The sequence below is a fragment of the Pedobacter ginsengisoli genome (assembly GCF_030244015.1).
Lineage (GTDB): Bacteria > Bacteroidota > Bacteroidia > Sphingobacteriales > Sphingobacteriaceae > Pedobacter > Pedobacter ginsengisoli.
This window is the reverse complement of record NZ_JASSYX010000003.1, coordinates 18995-44690: the sequence shown is the minus strand read 5'-3', so window position 1 is coordinate 44690 and position 25696 is coordinate 18995. Positions and strand designations below refer to the sequence as shown.

Genomic DNA, 25696 nt, shown 5'->3' with positions numbered 1-25696 from the left:
GCGAGACAACACGGGCCTTTTTTGCACCGCCTTGGCAAATTGCATAAGCGGGTATATTAAATCTGGTGTTTAAACCAGCTTTTTGTATTTGATCCTGTGCGGCGTTACATCGCCAAGGCGTTTTTTGCGGTTTTCTTCGTAATCGCTGTAATTTCCTTCGAAGAAGTAGACCTGGGAATTGCCTTCGAAAGCCAGGATGTGTGTACAGATCCGGTCCAGGAACCAGCGGTCGTGACTGATGACCACGGCACAGCCACCAAAGTTTTCCAGTGCTTCTTCCAGTGCCCTGAGTGTGTTTACGTCGATGTCATTTGTCGGCTCATCGAGCAGCAGTACATTGGCTCCTTTTTTCAGGGTAATGGCCAGGTGTACGCGGTTGCGTTCTCCGCCTGATAAGACACCTACCTTTTTTTGCTGGTCGCCGCCATTGAAGTTGAATTTGGAGACATAGGCCCGCCCGTTTACGGCTTTATTGCCGAGCTGGATATTGTCTAAACCATCGGTGATATTTTCGTATACCGTTTTTGCGGGGTCAAGGTCATTGTGCATCTGGTCAACATAGCCCAATGCAACAGTCTCGCCCACACGGAAGGTGCCGGCATCGGGAGTTTCCTGTTCTGTGATCAGCCTGAAGAGAGTAGTCTTGCCGGCACCGTTTGGCCCGATAATCCCTACTATCCCTGCGGGTGGCAGTGAGAAGCTCAGGTTTTCGAACAGGATTTTGTCGCCGTATGCCTTGGTGACATTGCTGGCTTCGATAACTACATTCCCCAGTCTTGGCCCGGCAGGAATGAACAACTCCAGTTTGTCTTCTCTTTCTTTGCCGTCTTCTGAGGCCAGTTTGTCATAGTTGGATAATCGCGCTTTGGATTTGGCATGTCGTGCTTTTGGGGCCATACGTACCCATTCAAGCTCACGTTCTAGCGTTTTCTGGCGCTTGCTTTCTGTTTTTTCTTCCTGTGCGAGGCGTTTGGCTTTCTGGTCTAACCAGGAAGAATAGTTTCCTTTCCATGGAATGCCTTCGCCTCTGTCCAGTTCAAGGATCCATCCGGCTACGTTATCGAGGAAGTACCTGTCGTGGGTAACCGCGATCACTGTACCTTTATATTCTTTCAGGAATTGTTCCAGCCAGTCGATGCTCTCTGCGTCAAGGTGATTGGTAGGTTCATCCAACAGCAATACATCTGGCTCCTGCAACAGTAAACGGCACATAGCAACTCTGCGGCGTTCGCCACCTGACAATACACCGATTTTGGTATCGGGATCAGGGCAGCGCAGGGCATCCATTGCACGCTCCAGTTTGGCGTCTAATTCCCAGGCGTTAACTGCATCAATTTTGTCCTGCAGCTCGCCCTGTCGGGCCATGAGTTTATCCATTTTATCTGCATCGGAATAGTTTTCTTCCAGACCGAATGCTTCATTGACTTCTTCGTATTCTTTAAGGATCGCAGTAATTTCTGCGACTCCTTCTTCTACGACTTCCCTAACGGTTTTTTCATTGTCCAGTTCTGGTTCCTGGGCAAGATAGCCTACTGTATAGCCGGGGGAGAATACCACTTCACCCTGGAAGGCTTTGTCGATTCCGGCGATGATTTTTAAGACGGATGATTTTCCGGAGCCGTTGAGACCGATAACGCCAATTTTTGCGCCGTAGAAAAAGGATAGGTATATGTTCTTTAAAACTTGCTTCTGAGGTGGGTAAATCTTATTTACGCCCGCCATTGAAAATATTATTTTTTCGTCCATGTTTATATATATGTTACCGATAGGGTATTATTGCAATGCTGTCGCTTATCTGGATGCAAAGATAATAAAGGTATAGCAGTTGCACTCATCGCGTGGCAAAAGTCTGCCATTTTGATAGTTTTTTGGTTAATAACTTCCGGTTTTGACAGTAATATAATTGCATAAAAATCATTACATTTATACGACAAAGGGATCTAATTATGCTTAAAACCATTAAAAAAGCCTTTCCGGAGTATTGAGCAATGTTGAACTGTTGATAATTAAGTGATAAATTATAGGTCAAAGATTAGTAACATTTGTGAAATAACGGCAGTAGCAACATCCATTTAATGCCCACTGGCGTAATTGTTGATAAAATAAAAAAAGCCGGGAATGCTTTTGTTAAACAAATTTTTTAGTTTAGAGCATTCCGGATTTAGAAAGGTTATATATGGAAGCTAAATTTTCTCCACAGGTCAAAGATGTGATCTCATTCAGCAGGGAAGAAGCCCTGAGACTAGGTCACGATTACATAGGCGCGGAACATCTATTGCTGGGCCTCATTCGCGAAGGCGATGGCATGGCTATCAAGATATTAAAATCATTAGGGGTTGATACTTCAAAACTTAGACGCTCGATAGAGGATTCTGTTAGGGGAACCTCAAGTGTTACAGTAAATCTGGGTAATATTCCGTTGACTAAACAAGCCGAAAAAGTATTAAAGATAACTTACCTGGAAGCTAAAATCTTCAAAAGCGATCTGATAGGAACGGAGCATCTGCTGCTTTCTATCTTGCGTGATGACGATAATATTGCGTCGCAGATTTTGTTGCAGTACAGTGTAAATTATGAGATTTTCAAACAGGAAGTTGAGGTGAACAAGAACGGATTCAGAGATGATGTTCAAAATAGTGCTTCTACCGGCGGTGACGACGATTACCGTGAGGAGGAAAGCTTCAGTAGTCCTAAAAAAGTTTCTGACATTAAATCCAAGACTCCGGTTCTGGATAATTTTGGAAGGGACCTCACTAAGGCTGCCGAGGAAGGAAGACTTGATCCGATCGTAGGCCGTGAGAAAGAAATTGAACGTGTGTCCCAGATCTTGTCGCGCCGTAAGAAAAACAATCCGATCTTAATTGGTGAGCCGGGTGTTGGTAAGTCTGCTATTGCGGAAGGTCTGGCACTGCGTATTGTGAAGCGTCAGGTTTCCAGGGTGTTGTTTAATAAACGCGTGGTTACTTTGGATCTTGCTTCATTGGTAGCTGGAACAAAATATCGCGGACAGTTTGAGGAACGTATGAAAGCGGTGATGAACGAGCTGGAAAAATCAACTGATGTGATCCTGTTCATTGATGAGATCCATACTATTGTTGGTGCCGGTGGTGCCTCAGGTTCTCTGGATGCTTCAAATATGTTTAAACCGGCCTTAGCGAGAGGTGAGATACAATGTATCGGTGCGACTACTTTGGATGAGTACCGTCAGTATATTGAAAAGGATGGCGCTTTGGACCGTCGTTTCCAGAAAGTAATGATTGAGCCGGCTACTCCTGACGAGACAATTGAAATACTAAATCGCATCAAAGAGAAGTATGAGGACCATCATGGTGTAACTTATACGGATGAAGCGATCAATGCGTGTGTTGCATTGACAGCAAGGTACATTACCGATAGGTTTTTGCCTGATAAGGCGATAGATGCTTTGGATGAGGCGGGCTCGAGGGTCCATCTGACCAATATTCATGTTCCTCAGAATATCATTGATATCGAGAGTAAGATCGAAGAGATCAAGCTCGAAAAAAATAAGGTGGTAAAAAGCCAGAAATATGAAGAGGCTGCTAAACTGAGGGATACTGAAAAGAATCTGCTGGAGGAACTTGACCGTGCGAAATCGGAATGGGAAAGTGATACTAAAACAAAACGTTATACGGTAACTGAAGATAACGTGGCAGAGGTGGTGTCTATGATGACTGGCATCCCGTTACAGCGTGTTGGACAAACGGATAGCGTGAAGCTGCTGAATATGTACGAAACGGTTGGTAAAAAGATTATTGGTCAGGACGATGCGATTAAAAAGCTGACAAAAGCCATTCAGCGTACCAGGGCCGGATTGAAAGATCCTAAAAAGCCAATCGGGTCATTTATTTTCTTAGGCCCGACAGGTGTAGGTAAGACAGAGCTTGCGAAAGAACTTGCACGCTTTATGTTTGACAGTGATGATTCGCTGATCCAGATTGACATGAGTGAATACATGGAGAAATTTGCGGTATCACGTCTGGTAGGTGCGCCTCCGGGATATGTGGGTTACGAGGAAGGCGGTCAGCTTACCGAGAAAGTCCGCCGTAAGCCTTATGCTGTAATCCTGCTGGATGAGATTGAGAAAGCCCATCCGGATGTTTTTAATATTTTGCTCCAGGTATTGGACGAAGGACAGCTGACAGATAGTTTGGGCCGTAAGGTAGACTTTAGAAATACCATCATCATCATGACTTCTAACATTGGTGCACGCCAGTTGAAGGACTTTGGTCAGGGTGTGGGCTTTTCTACTACTGCGAAAGTAAACCAGGTGGATACGCATTCGAGAGGTGTTATAGAAAGTGCTTTAAAACGTGCTTTTGCTCCTGAGTTCCTGAACCGTGTGGATGATGTGGTTGTATTTAATTCTTTGGGTAAAGAGGATATCTTCAAAATCATTGACATCGAGTTGAAATCTCTGTTTGGCCGTGTTCATAACCTGGGTTATGAGGTGAAACTGACTGACAATGCGAAAGATTTTATTGCTGAAAAAGGTTTTGATTCAAACTTTGGTGCGAGACCGCTAAAACGTGCGATCCAGAAATATCTGGAGGATCCGATTGCAGAGGAGATCCTGAAAGGGGAAATCCATGATGGCGATATCCTGGAAATCGATTACGATAAGGAAGGTGATAAGATCGTAGTGGATAACAGAAGTCCCGGCAAGAAAAAGAAGAAAGAAGAAGGAAGCATAGAATAATATAGGTTTCCTAAATTAAATAGAGGCTCCCGCGATATCACATCGCGGGAGCTTTTTTTTTGGTGCAGCCAGTTTAAAATTCTCTTTTAGTTATTGATACCTGGAAAATGCAAATTTTAGTTGTTTTAGGCGTTCTAATCAGCGATTTCCGGAATGGTCAAGTGCAGGTGGAATTTTTACGATAATCGCCCCTGAATTGCCTTTGAGGCCTTAAAATCGATAAAAATATATATTGAAAATTACTAGAAAATGATCAAACTAAGCATTTAATTTGACCTCGATATCGCGCCTGACAAATGGTTTTTCAGGCGATAAAAGGTATAAATATATGACTATGGAAGCGCTCATTTTAAATTACTGGTGGGTGGTGGTGGCACTGATGTGTGCAGTTTTAAACAGATATATTTTACGGTTTTTCTTTGGGATGGTTGTCGTTCCTGAGGACAGGATCGGACTGGTGACCAAAAAATTTGTCTTGTACGGGCCGGGCAAAGAGTTGCCCGACGGGAGGATCATTGCCATTAAAGGGGAACCGGGCTTTCAGGGAAAGACACTGGCACCAGGGCTGTATTTTGGGATGTGGTTTTGGCAGTATACTGTGACCATGGAGGAATTTACCATAATCCCTGAGGGTAAGATCGGTTTGATCATGGCAAAAGACGGTGCTGAAATTCCAACGGGTAACATCCTGGGACATAAAGTAGAATGTGATAACTTTCAGGATGCGGTGAAATTTCTGGAAAGCGGCGGTCAGCGGGGCAGGCAAACGTGCTACATTACGTCCGGTTCGTACCGGATCAACACGTTGCTGTTTCAGGTCTCTGTAACCGACATGGTCAGGATTCAGGAAAGCATGGTCGGAATTGTAACGACTTTGGACGGCTTACCGATAGAGAGGGACCAGATTGCGGGTAAACTGATTGAAGGGCATAATAACTTTCAGGATTTTGATGAGTTTATCAATAAGGGCGGCAACCGTGGCTTGCAGCCGCAGGTGGTATTGGCTGGTTCTTACAATCTTAATCCGTGGGCGATCCAGCTGGAACAGATTCCCATGACAGAAATTGCCATTGGATATGTAGGTGTTGTGATTTCTTATATTGGAAATGAAGGGAATGACCTAACCGGGGCTGATTTTAAACATGGCAACATTGTAGCAAAAGGTTCAAAAGGGGTTTGGCTTGAGCCGCTGGGCCCGGGAAAGTATCCCATCAACAAGTATGTGATGAAAGTGGAACCGGTGCCGACTACGAATCTGGTTTTGAACTGGGCATCTGCCCGCAGTGAGGCACATAATCTGGATAAGAACTTATGCACGATCACGGTAAGGTCTAAAGATGGTTTTCCCTTCAATCTGGATGTCTCACAGATCATTCACGTTCCGACAACTGAAGCGCCAAAGGTAATTGCGCGTTTTGGCAATATGGTAAACCTGGTGTCGCAGGTACTGGAACCCACTATTGGTAATTACTTCCGTAACTCGGCACAGGATAGTGATGTAATTGCTTTCCTGAGCACACGCAAGGAGCGTCAGGAATCTGCAAAAGAACACATCCGCAAGGTACTTGATGAGTACAACGTGAATGCGGTGGATACTTTGATTGGAGATATTGTCCCGCCTGAATCGCTGATGAAAACGTTGACGGACCGTAAAATTGCCGAGGAGCAGAAAGTTACTTACAATACGCAGAAACAGGCGCAGGAGACACGCCAGGGAATGGAGAAGGAAACGGCCATCGCCGATATGCAAAAGGACATGGTTAAAGCGCAGCAAAGTGTGGAGATTGCGGAACGTACGGCGAGTGCTACGGTTAAAAAGTCTGAGGGTGATGCTGCTGGTGTTAAACTTGCGGTAGGAGCGGAAGCTGAAGCAACTAAAATGAGAGCTCACGCAGAGGCGGAAGCCACAAAGGCAAGGGCGCATGCAGATTCAGAAGCCATTAAGCTAAGGGCATCTGCGGAGGCAGAAATGATTTCGCTAACGGGCAGCGCTGAGGCGGGTAAGATTTTAGCGGTGGGTAAATCAACTGCTGAGGCCTATGAGCTTGCCGTTAAGGCCATGGGCGGAGAGAACTTTACCCGGTATAAAATTACCGAAGAGTTGTCTAAAGGAAATGTTAAGTTAATTCCTGATGTGCTTGTGGGTGGTAGTGGAGGTTCAGCCATGGACGGTTTGCTGGGTATCAGGCTGATGGAATTAATGGATCCTGAGCGAAGGGAGGTTAAAGAAGTGACTACTGTTAATGTAGAAAAATAGATATAAATAAGATATTGGTCAGTGGATCACGAATCGGAACCGGGATTCACTGACCATGTTCTTTAAAGCTTGTTAACATAAAAATTAGAGCGGCATGCGGTCACAATGCTGACCTGGGGAGGACTCAGAGGCGGTATATCTGTTGCGCTAGCTTTGTCGTTAAGCCCCGCGATGTACCGGGATGAGTTTGTCCTGATCACTTATATCGTGGTGATCTTTTCGATTTTAGTACAGGGAATGACCATTGGGAAATTAGCCAAAAAATTGAAAGTCTAGATGTTCTTGCCACATGCCGCAACTTTATTTATAGCTGGGTTTCAATTTGGAACCTTAATTTTACCGCAGTAATGAATACAATAAGGATGCGTGAAGATCAGGGAAATAATCAGCTAGACTTAGGCACTGATCTTAGCACAATGCTGCCCAGTATTCCCGCGATTACCGATGCGATTAGAATGCCATATTTGGCCTGATCCACAAATTCGGGGTTTTTGAATGCCAGGCCACTAATGAAAAGCGACATGGTAAAACCAATTCCCCCAAGCAGGGCAACCCCCGTAATGTGCCGCCAGTTTGCCCCTTGAGGCAACATACCCATGCCTGTTTTCACCATCAGCCAGGTAAAAAACAAGATTCCTATAAGTTTACCTGCCACAAGACCCAATGTTACACCGATTGAAACTGGATTAATTACCGATGTCAAAAAATCGGCACCGATGACAATGCCTGAATTGGCCAGGGCAAAAAGTGGCATAATGCCAAATGCAACCCAGGGATGGAGTGCATGTTCAATTTTTTGTAGTGGAGTTTCAGCGGCCAGGCTCAGGTTTTTAACATGTTGAATTGTTTTATGTTGCTCAGGGGTCGTCAGGGTGCTATTGCCCGGGATTTCTCGTTCAAATTCGTGGGTTAACTTTTTCAGGTTATCGGAATAGACCACCTCATCAATTTTAGTGACGGCAGGAATGGTAAAGGCGACAAGTACGCCTGCGATGGTGGCATGTACGCCTGAAAGTAGAAACCCCATCCACACGGCAATGCCGATGAACAGGTAAAATAGACTGCCTCTGATGCCCATTCTATTGCCGATTATTAATACTGCGAGGAAAATTCCCCCGATCCCAAGGGCGGTGAAATTGACACCGGAAGTATAGAAAAATGCGATCACCAGTACTGCACCCAGATCATCTGCCACAGCAAGCGCGGAAAGGAATACTTTGACCGAGGATGGAATGTGTTTCCCGGCCATGGACAGCAGTGCCAGCGCAAAGGCGATGTCAGTTGCCATGGGAATCCCCCAGCCATGATCGGCCTCCGTCCCATGGTTAATGGAGAAATAAATCAGTGCAGGGACCAGCATTCCCCCAAGAGCCGCGCTCATGGGCAGCAGTGCTTTCCTGAAGGAGGAAAGCTCGCCATCCATAAATTCCCTTTTCAGTTCCAGTCCGATTACGAAAAAGAAAATGGCCATGAGCCCGTCATTGATCCAGATATGGAGTGGCTGACTGAGTTTATGAGTATCAAAACCAACGGAAAAATTGATTTCCCAAATATGGTGATAGGTTTCATGCCAGGCAGAGTTGGCCCAGATAATGGCGACAACTACACTGATCAGCAATACGATTCCACTGGTATATTCCAGATGGATGAACCTACTTACCGGGGCTATAATCTTTTCAATGGGAGATTTGTAGTTCATAAAGTACGTGCGAGTGGTGAGGCCGTAAAAATAAGGTAATCTAAGTATAATGTCATCAAACTAATTTTATTCCGTCTTACTGCCGCTAAAAAACTATCTTAAGGCAAGTGCCAAATAAAGGCACACATTGTTTAACTTAAAATTTTAAAATTTGGCATTAAAAAAAGCAGGATTTAACAGAGGGCCACGCTTGCCCTTCAAAAAGAAAGAACCGGAACACAAAATAAACCACTTCATTACCTCCAGCGAAGTGCGTTTGACCGGAGACGACATTGAGCCGGGAATCTACCCGCTAACAAAGGCCCTGGAGCTGGCCGACGCACAGTCGCTTGATCTGGTGGAAATTGCTCCCAAAGCTATCCCGCCAGTATGTCGGATCATCGACTACAGCAAATTTCTTTATGAACAGAAAAAAAAGCAGAAAGAGATCAAGGCAAACGCCAAGCAAACGGTAATTAAGGATATCCGGTTTGGGTCCAACACCGATGATCATGACTTCGATTTTAAGCTTAAACATGCTTCTTCTTTCCTGGAAAACGGGGAAAAAGTAAGGGCTTTTGTACATTTTAAAGGCCGGTCTATTTTGTATAAGGACAGGGGTGAAATTCTTTTGCTCAAATTTGCCCAGGCTCTCGAAGAGCAGGGTAAAGTGGAGCTCCTTCCTAAACTGGAGGGTAAGCGCATGTTTTTAACCTTGGCGCCGAAAACGGCGAAGAAGTAATTCTATCCAATCATAGGCGGGTTTTCGCCCGCTTCTTTTCATTACATAAATTAATATATGAAACATATTTTAGATCAAACACTTTGGTCCAATACAGTCTATCAGTGGCTGATATTCCTGGCAATTGTGCTGGGGCTTAGCCTGACCGTTAAGCTTTTTAAATCTGTAGTGATCCGGCGTCTAAGATTATGGACACAACGTACACACACCAATTGGGATGATTTTGTAGTAGGGTTGGCGGAAAATTCTTTGGTGCCTTTGCTTTATATCAGTTCGTTTTATTTCGGCATGAAAACGCTTATACTGGCTGAGAAATTAGAAAACATTTTGCATGTTGCTTACCTGATTGGAATTACTTTTTTTGTGCTAAAAATGATCAGCTCTGCATTTCGGAAGTTCGTTTACTCATTTATCCGGCGTGAGGAGAACAGTCAGGACAAGGAGAAACAGGCGGGCGGGTTAATAGTTATTACCAATGTACTGATATGGATTCTGGGAATAATTTTTTTGATCGATAATCTTGGGTATAATGTCACCACGCTGATTGCCGGCTTGGGCGTCGGTGGTATTGCCATTGCTCTGGCTGCGCAAGCTGTGTTAGGGGATCTTTTCAGTTATTTCGTAATCTTTTTTGACCGACCTTTTGAAATCGGCGATTTCGTGGTTATAGGAGACAAAAATGGGACGATCGAATACATTGGCATTAAAACCACACGGATTCGGACACTAAGCGGAGAACAGTTGGTTTGCTCTAATACCGATCTGACCAACTCCAGGCTTCATAATTTCAAAAGGATGGAGCGGCGGAGAATCGTGTTTTCTTTGGGAGTAACCTATCAGACCAGTGGTGATCAGCTTGCCGAAATTCCCGGGTTGGTAAAGCACATCATCAGTTCCAGGCCACAACTTCAGTTTGACCGGGGCCACTTCTCAGGCTACGGTGACTTTAGTCTGAATTTTGAATTTGTGTATTTTGTATTGGATCCGGACTATACAGTATATATGGACAATCAGCAGGCGGTATATCTGGAGATATTTACAGCTTTTGAGAAACGCGGGATAGATTTTGCTTATCCAACGCAGACACTTCTCATTGGGCAGCAGCCGGTAGCGGTTGAAAACACCAGATGAATTAGCTGTATTCAGCACTGAAGCGAGCTATTTAAAATCTCATTCATACACTTGGCTAATAGTCAGGTTTCGGGAGCAAGTTCCCCTGACATTAAATACAGTGATTTTAACCGGTAAGTTGTTAATTGTCAAATATTAGCTTTAAGGAATCCGGTTTCAAACGACTTTTTAGCCACCGCTGTAGCTTTACTTTCTCTGCGTCAGACATCGGTTTGCTAAAGTTTAGAAATGCAAGCGTAACGGTATCCCGCTTGTTGGTGTCGAGGTGCTTTATTTCAATGTTATTGATGCTGTAATTTGCAAGATCTGGATACAAGGATTTTAGTTCATTGCTCAGATCAGGTATTGGCATATTGATATCCTGGTAGGCATCACCCTTAGCTGTCGAATCTTTTTTATATACCGCTTCCAGGATGCTGGCCTTGATCTGTGAAAAATCCAGTTCATTTTTTGCATTCAACCCCTGCCGGATATTGAGCTTGGTTTTTTCAAGCTTATAGGCCGGGAGTTTTTTTCTGAGGCTGTCGATTTGCAGGGCGGTGAGTTCTTTGCCCAACAGCAAAAGGTCTATCTGGTTGCCCTTTCTGCTGTATCTATAATTTCTGGTAATGACCTGGGTATTGGTATAGATCAATTCTTTATCGATGAATGCACGTGCATTATTTTCAAAGATACTGCGGTCTACTATTCTGTAGGCCAGATATACGCTTGGCGCTGCTGTGATGAGCACAATAATTAATATATATCGGCGCACCCTCTTTTCATAGGCTTTATCTTCAAATTCTTTTTTATGGAATTTGAGATAGCGGACAATTAAGTAAGTAGCCACGCAAATAAAAATACTGTTGATAAAATACAGATAAATGGCGCCTATAAAAAAATAGATATTTCCTGATGCCAGGCCATAACCTGCCGTGCACAACGGAGGCATTAAGGCAGTTGCGATAGCCACACCCGGAATAGCATTGCTTTTTTCTTTCCTGGTGACAGCGATAATTCCGGCAAGTCCGCCAAACCCGGCAATAAATACATCCCAGATGGATGGAGAGGTTCGGGCCAGGAGCTCAGAAGATGCGTCATGTAGCGGCGTAATCCAGAAATATATTGTAGAAGTGATTACACTGATGACAGTTGCGATGGCCAGATTCCGTACTGCTTTTTTGACCAGTTCAATGTCATTGATACCAATACCCAGACCTACGCCCATAATTGGTCCCATCAGTGGAGATATGAGCATGGCGCCGATGATTACCGCTGTGGAATTTACATTCAGGCCGATTGATGCGATAAAAATGGCAAAGATCAGCGTCCAGAGATTTGCGCCCTTAAACTCCACATTTTTTCTGATGGATTCAATCGTATCGCTTTCTTCAGCATTGTCTTCGTGAAGACTGAAGCGGTAATGTAAAAAGCGCCTGATCGCTAAATAAATCTCGTTCATTTTGCAAGATAGGAATTTGAATGTAAATCCAGTTCAGGCTAAAGCAGTTGTTAATGACATAGAAGGGGCGGGCAGACCATCTGATGAACTAAAAATAAAATTTGTACCTTTGCAACTCATTCGCTGATCCAGCGATTATTATTTTGCCTTTTCCTTTTAAGGGATTCTATCAGGCAGTCCGGCAGCATAGGGATTTATTTTATTATTTCACTTGGCGGAATTACATCTTAAAACCAATTGATTATGCAGAAAAGATTACTCATAGTTTCCAACCGATTACCCCTGACCATAGAGAAAAAGGACTATGGATTTGAAAGCCGGCAATCTTCCGGCGGACTGATCTCAGCAGTCAATGCCTACCTGAACGGTGAAGGAAAAGAAGTGTTTTTCGAACGAATCTGGGCCGGGGTGCCCGGCGTAAGCACCGAAGATTGGGATATGGTTGATAGCGGGCAGTCTGAATACCATTTTCTTCCTGTGTTTCCAGGTGAACAAGAATATGAACAGTATTACAATGGCTTTAGCAATTCATTGCTATGGCCACTTTTTCACTATTTTCCTTCGTTTGCGGATTATGATCCGTCTTTCTTCGAGTCGTATATGATGGTTAACAAAGCCTTCTGCAGGACGCTATGTGCAGAAATCCGGCCGGGCGATGTCATATGGATCCATGATTATCATTTGCTTCCGCTGGCAGGCATGCTTAGGGAGAAATTTCCAGACCTTACGATAGGTTTATTCCTCCATATTCCCTTTCCGTCTTATGAATTGTTTCGGGTCATTCCAAAGCGCTGGCAAAAGGCTTTGCTTGAAGGAATGCTGGGTGCGGATCTGATCGGTTTTCATACTGCAGAATATGTCGCGCATTTCCTTAAAACGGTGGATATGTCACTGAAAACGACTCACGATGACCAGTATATCCAATGGGGAACCCGGCAGGTGCAGGTAGATGCTTTTCCAGTAAGTATTGATTTTGATCTTTTCAACGGGGCGTTTGATCATCCGGGTGTGGATTCTCTCCGGCAAAAGTATCAGCAGATGAAAGGTAAAAAGAAAATGATTTTTTCTGTCGACAGGCTGGACTATACCAAAGGGATTTACAACCGACTCATCGCCTTCGAGCGGTTCTTACAGAGATATCCTGAGTATAAAGGAAACATCGTTTTTGTGCTGGTAATGGTTCCGTCGCGGGATACGATTGTCAAGTACAATGAAAAAAAGAAAATGATCGACGAGTTTATTGGTAACCTGAACAGCACGATTGGAAACATCTCCTGGCAGCCTGTTATTTATCAGTATGACCATCTCGACTTTAATGAGTTAACTGCACTGTATACCACATGTGACCTGGCTCTGATCACGCCGCTCCGTGATGGTATGAATCTGGTAGCTAAAGAATTCGTTGCAAGCCGAAAGGACGAGAAGGGTGTACTGGTGTTGAGTGAAATGGCCGGCGCTGCGGCAGAACTCAAAGAAGCTCTGCTCATTAATCCGAATGATGCTGATGAGCTTGCTGAGACAATTGCAGTTGCTCTTGGAATGTCGGAAGAGGAACAGCGCTGTCGTATGCGCGACATGCGTCAGCTGGTCCAGCAGTATGATGTGAATGCATGGGCTATAGATTTTTTTGGAGAGCTAGACCAGATCAAAGCTTTGCAGTTAAAATTTGAGATTAAGTTTCTGGATAATTTTGCCAGGGCGGCACTAATTGAAGATTACAAGTCAAGCCAGAAACGGCTGTTTCTGCTCGATTATGACGGAACGCTGGTGAGTTTTTCTAAAGATCCGTCCAGGGCTTCTCCTGATCATGATCTGCTGCAGCTGTTAGAGACGCTCTGTTCATTACCAGGAAATGATGTATATGTGATTAGCGGCAGGGACAGCGTTACGCTCGACAAATGGCTGGGTCATTTACCCATTGGTCTGATTGCTGAACATGGCGCCAAAAATAGACCTGCGGGGTGCAATTGGTCAAACGAAGCGCTCGTCGAATCAACCACCTGGAAAGAAAAAATAGAAAGAATCATGCAGCATTATGTATTCAGGAGTCCGGATTCTTTTATTGAAAAAAAGGATTTCTCCCTGGCCTGGCATTACAGGAATGCGGATCCATTTCTGGCAAACAGACGTGCCAAGGATTTGCATGACGAGTTGGTGGAGTATACGGTGCAAATGCCTCTGGATGTGCTCAATGGTCACAAGGTGATAGAAGTACGGAATAAGGGCGTCAATAAAGGGCTGGCAGCGATGCGTATACTGGACTCAGCCAGTTATGATTTTATCTTGTGTATTGGTGATGACCAGACGGACGAAGATATGTTCAAAATATTAGCAAAGAATCCAGCAGCTTACACGGTAAAAGTGGGGCATCAGGCATCTTTTGCAGAATACAACTTGTATACGCCTTTCCTTGTGTTTTCTTTGCTCGATTCTATCACGTCCTCACAAGCCTTTGAAAACATTTAATTCCATAATCGATTCTTAATTTTAAGGCAGGTCTATTGCCTATAAGAACCTGGGAGAGATTGCAACGTTCTTGTTACTTATCGGGGGCTTAATGTTAAAAAACCACAAATTTGGAAGGTAGCAAGTGACAGGCTAACAAAAGCCGTCCTGCGCCGGGTTCGGTTTCAGCTTCCGGGGAGTGAGGACACCTATTTGCATAGCATGACTTTCCGCATATAGCATACTTTGTTCAGCTGGCCTAAGTATAGACGCCTTATCGCGCCTAACCTGCAATGGATAGCTGAAAAAAATTATTTTGTTGATCTGCGCCTGACTGGCTCAGATATGACTGGTTCAACATACTAAACATTAAACTTGATGCTAATAGTAAAATTTATATCCGATGAAGGTTAAGATAGGATTGATAGGGTTTGGCAGAACCGGAAAGGCTGTTGCCTCAGTGATATTGCAGAATAAAGATTTCTCGCTGGAATGGGTATTTCGAAAGACCACTGTACTGGAACATCGGTCTGTCCCGGAATTTTTAGGCATACAGAGCGATGAGCCTGGTCTGATTTTTTCGAGCGAGCATATTCAAATTCAGGATTTGCTGGAGAAGAATCCAGTTGATATCATCATAGATTTTTCTTCTCCTTTGGGAATTCATAATTACGGAAGATTTGCGGCTGAAAGACAAATAAAGATTATATCTGCGATTTCACATTATGGACATGTTGAATTGGAATTGCTTGATGAATTGGCAAAGCAGACGGCCGTGTTCTGGTCTCCTAATATTACTTTAGGCGTGAATTATCTTTTGTTTGCAGCGAAATTCCTTCAAAAAATTGCACCGGGCGTTGATATTGAAATTATTGAAGAACATTTTAAACAAAAGGAAGGTGTTTCAGGGACGGCAATAAAAATTGCCCATGCTCTTGATTTGAAGGTTTCTCAGATCAATTCTGTAAGGGCGGGTGGTATCGTAGGTAAGCACGAACTTATATTCGGGTTTCCTTATCAGACTGTGCGGCTAATTCATGAATCTATTTCCAGGGAAGCATTCGGCAATGGTGCAATTTTTGTTGCCACGAACTTATCGGCACTTCCCTTCGGACTGTATAACTTCGAGGATCTCTTAAGACCCTATTTCAAATTTTAATTTATATGGCTATTCGAATTCCAGGCTCTCAAATGTATATTGTGGAGGGGGGACGGTTGAACCTGAAATTTTGCTATGCAGGACACGACTGTCATTCGATACCGGCACGATATGTTTCAATCTCCAAAAACTAATTTATGTTAAATAACTTTCTTCAGCGCATTCGTTATTATTTTAAAAATGCCTTTGACAGATTAAACAATCAGGGTTATAAAAATAGCATTTTACAGGCTATACCGTTTTGGGGAGCCTCAATTATCACTGGTCTGATAGCGGTTATTTATACTAAACTGTTTTTACTCGCGGAATCGGTCACCAGATATGTTTATCATGAGCATGCCTGGGGTTTATTTATATTGACTCCGATGTTCTTTCTCCTGGCCTGGTGGACTGTCGTTCGTTATGCACCTTATGCCAGGGGCAGCGGCATCCCTCAGGTGGTGGCAGCTATACAAATTACTGGCCCCAATAAGGACAGTCAGGTGAGCCGTTTGTTAAGCATTAGGGTGATGCTAGTGAAGATTTCGTCAAGTTTGATTATGGCGGCCGGGGGTGCTGCGATAGGCAGGGAAGGTCCTACGATACAGATCGCAGCATCGGTTTTCAAGAAAGTCAACGATCTTTTACCTGTCTGGTGGCCCAAGGTAGCAAAAAAGAATATGATCATCACTGGTGCGGCAGCAGGGCTTGCGGCGGCATTTAATACACCGCTAGGAGGAATCGTGTTTGCTATCGAAGAGTTGACCAAAACACATTTTAGTTATTTTAAGACGGCAATCTTTTCTTCAGTGATTATTGCCGGACTCGCGGCACAGGGCATTCTTGGGCCTTACTTGTATCTGGGTTATCCGAAGATTTTTAACCTTTCAGGGTATATTTTTTTTGGTGTGATCCTGGTCGCAGTTATTTCAGGGCTATTGGGTAGTGCAATGTCCAAAATTATCCTTGTGATATTAAAATGGAAGTCCAGCTTTAAGTTTACTCGTCATCATATTCTATATATAGGCGGTTGCGCCTTAATCTTAAGCGCTATAGCCATTTTCATTAGTTCCGATGTTCTGGGCTCAGGCAAAGAGATCATGCAAACTACATTATTTTCCGAGAATAGATACGTTAATTGGTACACCCCAATATTGAGAATTGTAGGGCCCATATTGTCATTTACAACCGGCGCATCGGGGGGAATTTTTGCTCCTGCATTGGCCTCCGGAGCCAGTATCGGTTCTATGGTCTCCGGATGGTTCCAGCTGTCTGAAGCCAATACCAATTTATTAATTCTGTCTGGTATGGTCGGTTTTTTGACCGGAGTGACCAGATCCCCTTTTACCTCGGCCATTCTGGTGCTGGAAATGACAAACAGGCATAGTGTGATCTTTCACCTTATCCTTGCGGGAATGATCTCTAGTGTGGTCTCGCTGCTGATCGACAAACATTCGCTTTATGATCATCTTAAAGTGCAGTATATAAAGGATCTGGAGGCTGAAGAGTCCAGAGAAAATGAAGGCCGGAGTTCAGATGAAAAGCATAAAAGTTCAAATCTTTATGGAAAAGACTAAGAAGTCAATATCCATTATCAAAACGCTGATCATTTTTCACCGCTTGTTTTTATTTGCACAGTCGTTTACATCAGTTTCTTCAAGACGGAGCAGAGGATAGTAGTCAGGCCAAGTAAGCACGGGTTTGCATCTTGGCCAAGTTGGCGGTGAGTAAGCGATAAAAAAAGCCTGTTGCTATGATTTATGATACAGACTTTTTTGTTAGCAGATTTTGGTTTGTCAATTATTGCGTCTATTTTAGGGATTCAATCGGTTAGGTTAAAATACTTTGTGCCAAATATTAATAGATGAAGCTATCATTTTCTTTGTTCGTTCCCCTCGTATTATTTTATACTCAAACAGCGAATGCCCAGACGAAGGCAGAATCCTACAAGCAACAGATCGACGGAACGACGCTGTCTTTCGAAATGCAGGCTATTCCTGCCGGGGAATTTACTATGGGCAGTAAAAAAGGTAAAAAGGATGAACTTCCATTGCATAAGGTAAAGTTAGCTGCTTTTTGGATGGGCAAACATGAAGTGACCTGGGATATTTATGAACCTTTTTTGTACAGGGATTATGAAAAAACACATAGTGTGAGTCCGGTTCCGGAAAATGTTGATGCGGTGACCCGCCCGACAAAGCCGTATCTGGATATGACTTTTGGGATGGGCAAGGCTGGTCAGCCGGCCCTTGCCATGACACATTATAATGCTATTCAGTACTGTAAATGGTTATATGCCCGGACCGGCGTATTTTATCGTTTGCCGACGGAAGCGGAATGGGAATATGCAAGCAGGGCCGGAACATCTACTGAATATTTTTTCGGGGATGATGAGTCCAAACTATCCGAATATGGATGGTTTAAGGACAACAGTGGCGGAAAAACACATCCTGTTGGTTTAAAGAAGCCTAACCCATGGGGCTTGTTTGATATTTATGGAAATGTTGCGGAATGGACTTATGATCAATATATTCCTGATTTTTATGCGGGGAATGTATCGGATAACCCGGTCGCGGTTCCCGATAAGCTGTATCCACAGGTTGTACGCGGCGGGTCATATGATGATCTGGCCAAAGATTCGAGATCTGCTGCGAGGCTGGCGTCTGATCCTGTGTGGAAACAGCTGGATCCGCAAATGCCTAAAAGCAACTGGTGGTTTCCTGAAGCGCCTTTTGTTGGGTTGCGACTCGTCAGGCCTGTTAAGACACCATCGAAAGAAGATATTGAAGCATACTACAATAAAAAACCAATTCCTGATTATTAACTCTGTAGTCTCACAAAATAAGAACCACTATAAACCTAAATTACAATGAACAATGAAGAATTGCGTGATAAACGCCGCGAATTTTTGAAAGCTTCCGCCCTTGTTGCGGGAGGTGTGATGTTAAATGGTGTTGCTTTTGCCGGTGGCGGAGCTCATTCGTCTGTTGATGATACTATAAAGATCGCGTTGATCGGTTGCGGTGACCGTGGAACGGGTGCTGCTGTCCAGGCCTTGAGTACTAAGCAAAACCTTAAGCTGGTGGCTATGGCAGATGCTTTTCAGGATAGACTGGATGCCAGTTATAAAATACTTTCAGATAAATTTAAGGATAAGGTTGATGTGCCGCAGGACCGTAGATTTATAGGTTTTGATGCGTACAAGAAAGCGATTGCATTGGCTGATGTTGTTTTGTTGGTGACGCCTCCGGGTTTCCGGCCGATGCATTTTGAAGAGGCAGTAAATCAGGGGAAACATATTTTTATGGAGAAGCCTGTAGCTGTTGATTCTCCGGGAGTACGCAGGGTTTTGGAGGCTGCTGCACTGGCAAAACAGAAGAAATTAAATGTTGTAGTTGGCTTACAGCGAAGATATCAGAAAAATTACCGGGAAACCATAAAACGTATCGAAGACGGTGCAATTGGCGATATTACCGGTGGACAGGTTTATTGGAATAGTGGGGGCGTTTGGGTGAGGCCGCGTCAGGCCGGTCAGACTGAAATGGAATATCAGATGAGAAACTGGTATTATTTCAACTGGCTTTGCGGGGACCATATCACTGAGCAACATGTTCACAATATTGATATTGCAAACTGGGTGAAAAATTCCTATCCGGTGTCAGTTCAGGGTACGGGAAGTCGTGCATGGAGAAGAGGAAAAGAATATGGTGAAATCTATGACAACCATTCCATTGAACTTACCTACCCGGATGGCAGTATCATCCATAGCCAGTGCCGACATTTTGAAGGGATTTCTAACCGGGTTGACGAATCCTTTAGTGGCACAAAAGGAAAAGTTTATTTGTCGGCAGACAATAGTGGTGAACTGACAGACTACAAAGGACAAAAGATCTATAGCCATGATAAAAAGGGCAATGCCAACCCTTATCAGACAGAACATGATGAACTGTTTGCTGCAATTGCAAAAGGCGAATTTAAGTTCTGGGATGCGGAGCGCGTAGCAAAGAGTACTTTTACTTCTATTATTGGCCGCTATGCTACTTATTCGGGAGAGACTATCAAATGGGATGAGGCGCTAAAAGCAGATAACAGTTTGTTTCCGGATAAACTGGCATGGGATGCTAAGCCTAAATTGTTGCCGGACGCTGATGGATTCTATCCAATACCTACGCCCGGGAAGACTAAAGTGATCTAGGCATTGCTGCAGGTAATGCCGGGTGTCAATAAAATATTTGCTTTTTTTGTACCGCTGTTGGCCTTTGTTTTTTTTGAAAAAAAAGACCAGCGGCAGTATACCATTCATGGATATGCCCAGGGAACTGATTATACCGTGAAGTATTTTGCCACAGACAGCATAGTTACCAAAGGAGAGGTAGATAGTATTCTTATGGTAATAGATTCTTCAATGTCTCTTTATAAACCATATTCTTCTATCAATCAGTTTAATGCCTCGGCAAAAGGAATGAGGATAGACAGGCATTTTGCGAATGTGATGACTAAGTCGTTTGAGATTTACAGGAGCACGCAGGGCCGCTTTGACGTAACCGTTAAACCGCTGGTTCAGCTATGGGGTTTTGGTGTTAAGCCTGTTGAAAGATTTCCGGACAGTATGATGGTGAGCGCTGTGCTGAAATGTGTAGGAATGCGCTTTTTAAGTTTGAAAGGTAATGTTCTGAAGAAAGAAAGGCCTTGTGTGCAGATTGATCTGAACGGAATTGCCCAGGGCTATAGTGTTGATGTGGTAGCAGAGCATTTGAATCTAAAAGGGATAAAGGCCTATGTCGTGGAGATCGGCGGTGAGCTGCGTATGAAAGGGCCAAAACCGGATGGGACTTCTTTAAGAATTGGAATTGAGGGACCTTCGGAGAGCCCTGATGCTGAACCGGCGATCAGGCACACCCTGGCAATTAATAACGGCGCGATCACTACGTCCGGTAATTACAGAAGATTTTTGCAAATGGGGAAAAAGAGGATAAGTCATCTTATAGATCCGAAATCTGGTTATCCTTTATCGAATTCCCTGATCAGCGTGACAGTTTATTCCCGGGATGCTATAACGGCTGATGGTTATGACAATGCAATCATGGCTATGAACATTGATGAGGCAATGGCCTTTGTTTCTGCAAAAAAGAATATGGAAGCTTATATTATTTACCACCGCAAGGACGGAAGCATTGCAGATACGCTTACTAAAGGGTTTAAGCAATTGATCGTCAACTAAATAACTTATATTTAAGGAAAGAACCAATAACAGAATAACGATATGAACAGAATAGAATTTTTAAAGAATAGTTTTGTTGCTACCGGTGCATTGGTTGCCGGATCTTCAATGGGTTCGATGGCAGCTACAGAACCGGCAAAATCTTCCTATGCGGGAAAGACCTTTAATCTGGATTATGCCCCGCATCAGGGGATGTTTGAAAACAGTGCAGGAAAAAGTTTTCTTGACCAGATCCGGTATATGTATGATCAGGGTTTCCGCTCTATAGAAGACAACGGTTATCTAGGCCGGTCAACGGAAGAGCAGACCAAGATCGGCGATTTGCTGGCAAAGCTTGGCATGAGAATGGGGGTGTTTGTGGTCGATGGCGGGGACAACTGGAAAGTGTCGTTGACTACGGGAAAAAAAGAGTTTAAAGACAAGTTTGTAGATACCTGCAAACGCTCTGTGGAGGCAGCAAAAAGGTGTAATGCGAAATGGCTTACTGTGGTTCCTGGTTTTTATGAGCGCCATTTGCCTTACGGGAATCAGTTTGCTAATGTAATTGATGCCATGAGAGCGGGAGCTGAGATTTTTGAGCCTCATGGATTGGTTATGGTGCTTGAGACATTGAGCGATACACCCGAATTGTTTTTACAGCAAACTCATGAAACTTATGCTGTTTGTAAGGCGGTTCAGAGTCCTTCGTGCAAAATTCTTTATGACATTTATCATATGCAGAAAACGGAGGGCCAGCTGATCGTAAATATGGACAGGTGCTGGGATGAAATTGCCTATATCCAAATAGGAGATAACCCGGGAAGAAAAGAACCTACAACAGGGGAGATTAATTATAAGAACCTTTTTAAACACATTCACGGAAAAGGTTATAAAGGAGTGATGGGAATGGAGCACGGCAATTCTTTAAAGGGTAAAGAAGGCGAGTTGCGTGTGATCCAGGCTTACCGTGAAACGGATAATTTTCTTTCATAAGTAGGCAAAAGTTTGTCTTCATGGATTTAAAACAGGCGGAGCTGGGCTTGAGGGACCTTAAACAGACTTGAGTCCAGCTCTGTTCTTTTTTCATTCAAATGGTTCAGACGGCAATGCAGTTTAAAGTTATCTCTGATCATTTGGGCAATATTGCCATCTCCGCGCATCCTTTCGCCGAATCTGCTGTCGTTAACGTTACCGCCATGGCAGGATTGAATCATATGCCATACTTTTTCAAAGCGGTCGGGATAATTTTTACGCAGCCAATCTTCGAATATCCCGCCAATAGCTCCATTGAGTCTTACGATGGTATATCCTGCAGCGGTTGCCCCGCAACTGGCGATTGTTTTTAAGATTGCCGGAATTTCATGATCGCTTAGACCGGGTACCAGGGGAGCGACCATTACCCCCATGGGGATGCCTGCCTTGCTAAGGTCCTCTACGATTTTCAGACGCTGTTTTGCGGTAGTAGTTCTCGGTTCCATTTTCTGGCGCAACTTTTCATTGAGGCTGTTGATAGATACGTAAACCATACACAGATTTAATTTTGCCATTTCGGTAAGGATGTCACTGTCTCTGAGGATCAGTGCATTTTTGGTAATCATACCAATCGGTTGTCTGTACTCAAGGGCAATCTCCAGCAGTTGCCGGGTAATTCTGAATTTCCTTTCGGCAGGCTGGTAGCAATCTGTATTTCCTGACAGGGATATGGTAGAAGCGTCCCAGGATTTTTTTTCCAGGAATTTTTTAAAAAGCGCAGGCGCGTCTGTTTTTACAATGATCTTGCGCTCGAAGTCGAGGCCGGCGCTGAAGCCCCAGTACTCATGTGCATTTCGCGCATAACAATAGGTGCAGCCGTGTTCGCATCCCTGATATGGATTTAGGGAGTAGGCCATACCGACATCGGGACTGTCGACTTTATTGACAATAGACTTTGATTTTCCGAATATGAAGGAGGTTTTATGGTCTTCTTCTTCCCATTCGTCTATTCCTTCATCGTGCTCTTTTACATAGTCTTTTTTTTCAAACCGGTTATGCGGATTGAACTGGGCTCCTCTTCCTTTGAAATAGTTTTCAGATTTGTTGTCGCCTAAATTCATTAGCTAAAATTACTAATATTATTAGTAATTTAAGTTTGATTTTTAAAAAATATAAATCCTTTTTATGAGTGCTGCATAGTCCTTAAATCTTTGAATGAAAAGAATAATTTTTATGTAATTCTTTTTACCTATTTTCATATTGTCTAAAGACTCAAACGCTAGTGTGAATGATTAAAAGTAATGCCTCTATTCATGTATTTGCGCCGCATCAGGCGTTGCAGGAATATGTACAGAATTACTGTTATTTTTGCCTTGGTGAAGGTGCAGACCAAATGTCGGCTCTGGATATGTATCCTGTGGAATATGCACAGCTGTCGTTTGTTTTGGATGAATACCATGAGTTTCGTGAATCCGGGACGAACAAGGTTGATAGCTACCCGCTTTGCTTTGTTGGCTTGCTCGATCAGGGCAGAAGTTTTGATCTTTTTCCTAAAAGAGTTGTTCAGATATTGTTTAAGCCCTACGGTGCTTTTAAGCTTTTGGGCATTCCACAAAGGTATCTTAGCAATCAGGGGACAGATGTGCAGCTCTTGTTTCCGGAAACAGTAAGTTTAAAAGAACAATTGCGGGATGTGTCGGATTCACCTGCTGAAGTTATTTCTTTACTTGAGAACTGGCTTTTGAAGCGGCTTATTGCTTCGGCAAAGATAGATGTGAATGCGATAGCTCTTGCCTGTGCAGAAATTCAAAGAGAAGGTGGATTGGTTAGGATTGAGGAACTTTGCCGAAAAGTAGGCATGTCTACCACTACCCTGGGTGAGCAATTCAGGGAAAAGGTTGGTTTTTCTCCCAAGACTTTCAGTCGTATTGTTCGTTTTAACAACATTAATAATTTCATTAGCGAGAACCATTCGGTTAACTGGCAGGAGCTGGTTTATACTTTTGGCTTCTTTGATCAGAATCATTTCATTAAGGAATTCAAACACTTTTACGGTTGTACTCCTTCCCAGTGGCATTCCCGCCAGAACCAACAAATTTAAAATCCGTCGATTTTTACTATGCGTGAGTAATGGAGACCGCTACCTTCATTGCGAAGTTTTGTGTAGCTATTTTCTTCCTGGCTTCGTGTTTAAAGTCAAACTACCTACCTATGAAAAACAATTACTTAATAATCCTGCTAATGGTCGTTCCGTTTCTGTTTAGTTCCTGCTCAGAACAAGGTTTAATTGGGCCAGAGGGACCTGCCGGCCCCCAAGGGGCTACCGGAAATGCAGGTGCTGTTGGCGCTTCGGGAAAAGATGGCAGTATCATGTACAGTGGGAACGGAATACCAGAACCAACTGCAGGTAATGCCGGAGACTATTATCTGGATCGCTCGACAGGTAACCTTTATGGGCCTAAAGTTGCAGGGGGCTGGGGTATACCACTTACACTGATGGGCGCCAATGGGACAAATGGAACAAATGGCACTAATGGAGCCAACGGTACTAACGGAGTTAATGGCAGCACTACCTTGAGCGGATCTGGTGCGCCGCCGGCGGATTTAGGTGTAATTGGCGATTATTATCTGGATAAAACAAACTACCTGCTATACGGTCCGAAGAGGGCTTCGGGCTGGGGGATCGCTATTTTGCTACGAGGAGCTGCTGGTCCGCAGGGACCTGCAGGGGCGGCGGGACAGGATGGTAGCATTATTTATAGTGGTTCGGGGATTCCGGCTGCTATAATTGGAACAGATGGCGACTATTATCTGGATAAAAATACAGGAAATTTATATGGTCCGAGAACGGCAACGGGATGGGGTACCCCCATAATCCTCCGGGGAACTAATGGGACTAATGGCACGAATGGTGAGGACGGTACTGACGGAGTGAATGGGACGAACGGTACAAATGGTACTAACGGCAGTAGAACACTCAGTGGTAATGGCACACCGGCAGTGGCTTTAGGAGCGATCGGGGATTACTATCTGGATAAAACCAATTACCTGTTATACGGTCCGAAGTCAGCAGCCGGATGGGGAGTGGCGCTATTACTGCGTGGCGCCAATGGCGCACAAGGTCCTGTTGGCCCGGCGGGTAAGGATGGCACTGTAATTTATAGCGGCGAAACCGAGCCGGATGATGCTTTGGGTAAGCTGGGAGACTTTTATTTTGCCAGAGTTACCATGATTATGTATGGCCCAAAGTCAAATTTAGGCTGGGGACCTGGGGTCAGTCTGAAAGGGACAAATGGCACAAATGGAACCAATGGGACTAATGGTGCCAACGGCAGTTCTGTTTTAAACGGGGTAGGACTACCTGCCAATACGCTGGGCAATAATGGAGATTTTTACATTGACATTTCAGCCTACGTCATATATGGGCCGAAGGCTGCCGGCATATGGAGCCCCTATGGAACATCTTTAAAAGGACAAAATGGTGCCGACGGCAATGCAAATGTGATTGCCCTGGAAACACCGGATAATGTAACTTTCAGCTGGTCATATGAATTTAATAACCGTGTCCTGAAAAAGCAGGGCGTATCATTCAATGATACCAGTTCCGTATTTAACATACCGGCAGCTAATTTTAACGCTGCAAAAAATGGAGTAGTGCTGGTGTATATCCGTGCAGATGCTGGTTCAGGAAGCTATAGTTGGAAGCAATTGAATTTTACCGATGTAAATATGGGGGCCAACGCTTTCTACAGGTACTTTTTGAGGATCAACCCCACAGACGCCAAGGTTAGAATCTTACATAACGTACTTCCTGACTATACTCCATTGACTGTTGATAAAGTCCGGATAATTATTACTCCAGCCAGCACTACCGGCGTGTTGAGTGCTATCAGGAGCAAGGACCAGCCGATGACCGGCACGATGCAGAAACTTGGTTTATCGGAAAAAGATTTCATCAGCTTAAAGTAGGCAGAA

18 protein-coding genes are annotated in these 25696 nt (G+C 44.0%); 14 read left to right on the top strand and 4 right to left on the bottom strand.

Annotated features, from left to right (window positions below; all coding sequences use genetic code 11):
- Positions 1 to 69 precede the first annotated feature (69 nt).
- Positions 70 to 1746: an energy-dependent translational throttle protein EttA gene (ettA, locus tag QEP08_RS12310; protein ID WP_285058409.1), complete on the bottom strand. Its 1677-nt coding sequence runs from the start codon at positions 1744 to 1746 to the stop codon at positions 70 to 72.
- A gap of 430 nt (positions 1747 to 2176) precedes the next feature.
- Here ettA and QEP08_RS12305 point away from each other — a divergent pair, with 430 nt between their 5' ends.
- The 3 genes from QEP08_RS12305 (at position 2177) to QEP08_RS12295 (ending at position 7250) form a co-directional block, all read left to right on the top strand.
- Entirely contained in the window at positions 2177 to 4717 is a 2541-nt protein-coding gene (locus tag QEP08_RS12305) for an ATP-dependent Clp protease ATP-binding subunit (protein ID WP_285058408.1), read from the top strand.
- A gap of 334 nt (positions 4718 to 5051) precedes the next feature.
- Positions 5052 to 6974 carry an SPFH domain-containing protein gene (locus tag QEP08_RS12300; protein WP_285058407.1) on the top strand — a complete coding sequence of 641 codons (1923 nt, stop codon included), beginning with the start codon at positions 5052 to 5054 and terminating at the stop codon, positions 6972 to 6974.
- Between the two features lie 105 nt (positions 6975 to 7079).
- Entirely contained in the window at positions 7080 to 7250 is a 171-nt protein-coding gene (locus tag QEP08_RS12295; RefSeq protein WP_285058406.1) for a cation:proton antiporter domain-containing protein, read from the top strand.
- Positions 7251 to 7359: 109 nt separating this feature from the next.
- Here the strand turns inward: QEP08_RS12295 and nhaA are convergent, their stop codons facing one another.
- Entirely contained in the window at positions 7360 to 8673 is a 1314-nt protein-coding gene (nhaA, locus tag QEP08_RS12290; RefSeq protein WP_285058405.1) for a Na+/H+ antiporter NhaA, read from the bottom strand.
- 151 nt (positions 8674 to 8824) lie between these two features.
- Here nhaA and infC point away from each other — a divergent pair, with 151 nt between their 5' ends.
- Both infC and QEP08_RS12280 read left to right on the top strand, forming a co-directional pair.
- Positions 8825 to 9394, top strand: coding sequence for a translation initiation factor IF-3 (gene infC / locus QEP08_RS12285; RefSeq protein WP_285058404.1), 570 nt, complete (start codon positions 8825 to 8827; stop codon positions 9392 to 9394).
- A 57-nt stretch (positions 9395 to 9451) separates the two neighbouring features.
- A complete protein-coding gene (locus tag QEP08_RS12280) occupies positions 9452 to 10525 on the top strand; it encodes a mechanosensitive ion channel family protein (protein WP_285058402.1) in 1074 nt (357 codons plus the stop codon).
- Between the two features lie 121 nt (positions 10526 to 10646).
- On the opposite strand, the gene QEP08_RS12275 is transcribed toward QEP08_RS12280, so the two are convergent.
- A complete protein-coding gene (locus QEP08_RS12275) occupies positions 10647 to 11966 on the bottom strand; it encodes a TIGR00341 family protein (protein WP_285058400.1) in 1320 nt (439 codons plus the stop codon).
- Between the two features lie 243 nt (positions 11967 to 12209).
- On the opposite strand from QEP08_RS12275, the gene QEP08_RS12270 reads away from it, so the two are divergent.
- From QEP08_RS12270 to QEP08_RS12240, 7 genes are all read left to right on the top strand, one after another.
- Positions 12210 to 14432 carry a bifunctional alpha,alpha-trehalose-phosphate synthase (UDP-forming)/trehalose-phosphatase gene (locus tag QEP08_RS12270; RefSeq protein WP_285058399.1) on the top strand — a complete coding sequence of 741 codons (2223 nt, stop codon included), beginning with the start codon at positions 12210 to 12212 and terminating at the stop codon, positions 14430 to 14432.
- Positions 14433 to 14814: 382 nt separating this feature from the next.
- Positions 14815 to 15570, top strand: coding sequence for a 4-hydroxy-tetrahydrodipicolinate reductase (locus QEP08_RS12265; protein WP_285058398.1), 756 nt, complete (start codon positions 14815 to 14817; stop codon positions 15568 to 15570).
- Positions 15571 to 15707: 137 nt separating this feature from the next.
- The gene (locus QEP08_RS12260) at positions 15708 to 17126 is read left to right on the top strand and encodes a chloride channel protein (RefSeq protein WP_285058397.1); all 1419 of its coding nucleotides are present in this window, start codon (positions 15708 to 15710) and stop codon (positions 17124 to 17126) included.
- A gap of 287 nt (positions 17127 to 17413) precedes the next feature.
- On the top strand, positions 17414 to 18373 hold the full coding sequence (locus QEP08_RS12255; protein WP_285058395.1) for a formylglycine-generating enzyme family protein: 960 nt from the start codon (positions 17414 to 17416) through the stop codon (positions 18371 to 18373).
- 45 nt (positions 18374 to 18418) lie between these two features.
- Entirely contained in the window at positions 18419 to 19744 is a 1326-nt protein-coding gene (locus QEP08_RS12250) for a Gfo/Idh/MocA family protein (protein WP_285058393.1), read from the top strand.
- A 3-nt stretch (positions 19745 to 19747) separates the two neighbouring features.
- On the top strand, positions 19748 to 20770 hold the full coding sequence (locus QEP08_RS12245) for an FAD:protein FMN transferase (RefSeq protein WP_285058392.1): 1023 nt from the start codon (positions 19748 to 19750) through the stop codon (positions 20768 to 20770).
- A gap of 42 nt (positions 20771 to 20812) precedes the next feature.
- Positions 20813 to 21742: a hydroxypyruvate isomerase family protein gene (locus QEP08_RS12240; RefSeq protein WP_285058390.1), complete on the top strand. Its 930-nt coding sequence runs from the start codon at positions 20813 to 20815 to the stop codon at positions 21740 to 21742.
- Between the two features lie 26 nt (positions 21743 to 21768).
- Here QEP08_RS12240 and QEP08_RS12235 read toward each other — a convergent pair whose 3' ends face one another.
- A complete protein-coding gene (locus QEP08_RS12235; protein ID WP_285058389.1) occupies positions 21769 to 22842 on the bottom strand; it encodes a PA0069 family radical SAM protein in 1074 nt (357 codons plus the stop codon).
- Positions 22843 to 23009: 167 nt separating this feature from the next.
- On the opposite strand from QEP08_RS12235, the gene QEP08_RS12230 reads away from it, so the two are divergent.
- Positions 23010 to 23822 (top strand): helix-turn-helix domain-containing protein, encoded by an 813-nt coding sequence (locus QEP08_RS12230; protein WP_285058388.1) that lies wholly within the window; start codon positions 23010 to 23012, stop codon positions 23820 to 23822.
- Positions 23823 to 23932: 110 nt separating this feature from the next.
- Positions 23933 to 25690, top strand: a complete 1758-nt coding sequence (locus QEP08_RS12225) for a collagen-like domain-containing protein (RefSeq protein WP_285058386.1) — start codon at positions 23933 to 23935, stop codon at positions 25688 to 25690.
- The last annotated feature ends 6 nt before the right edge of the window (positions 25691 to 25696 follow it).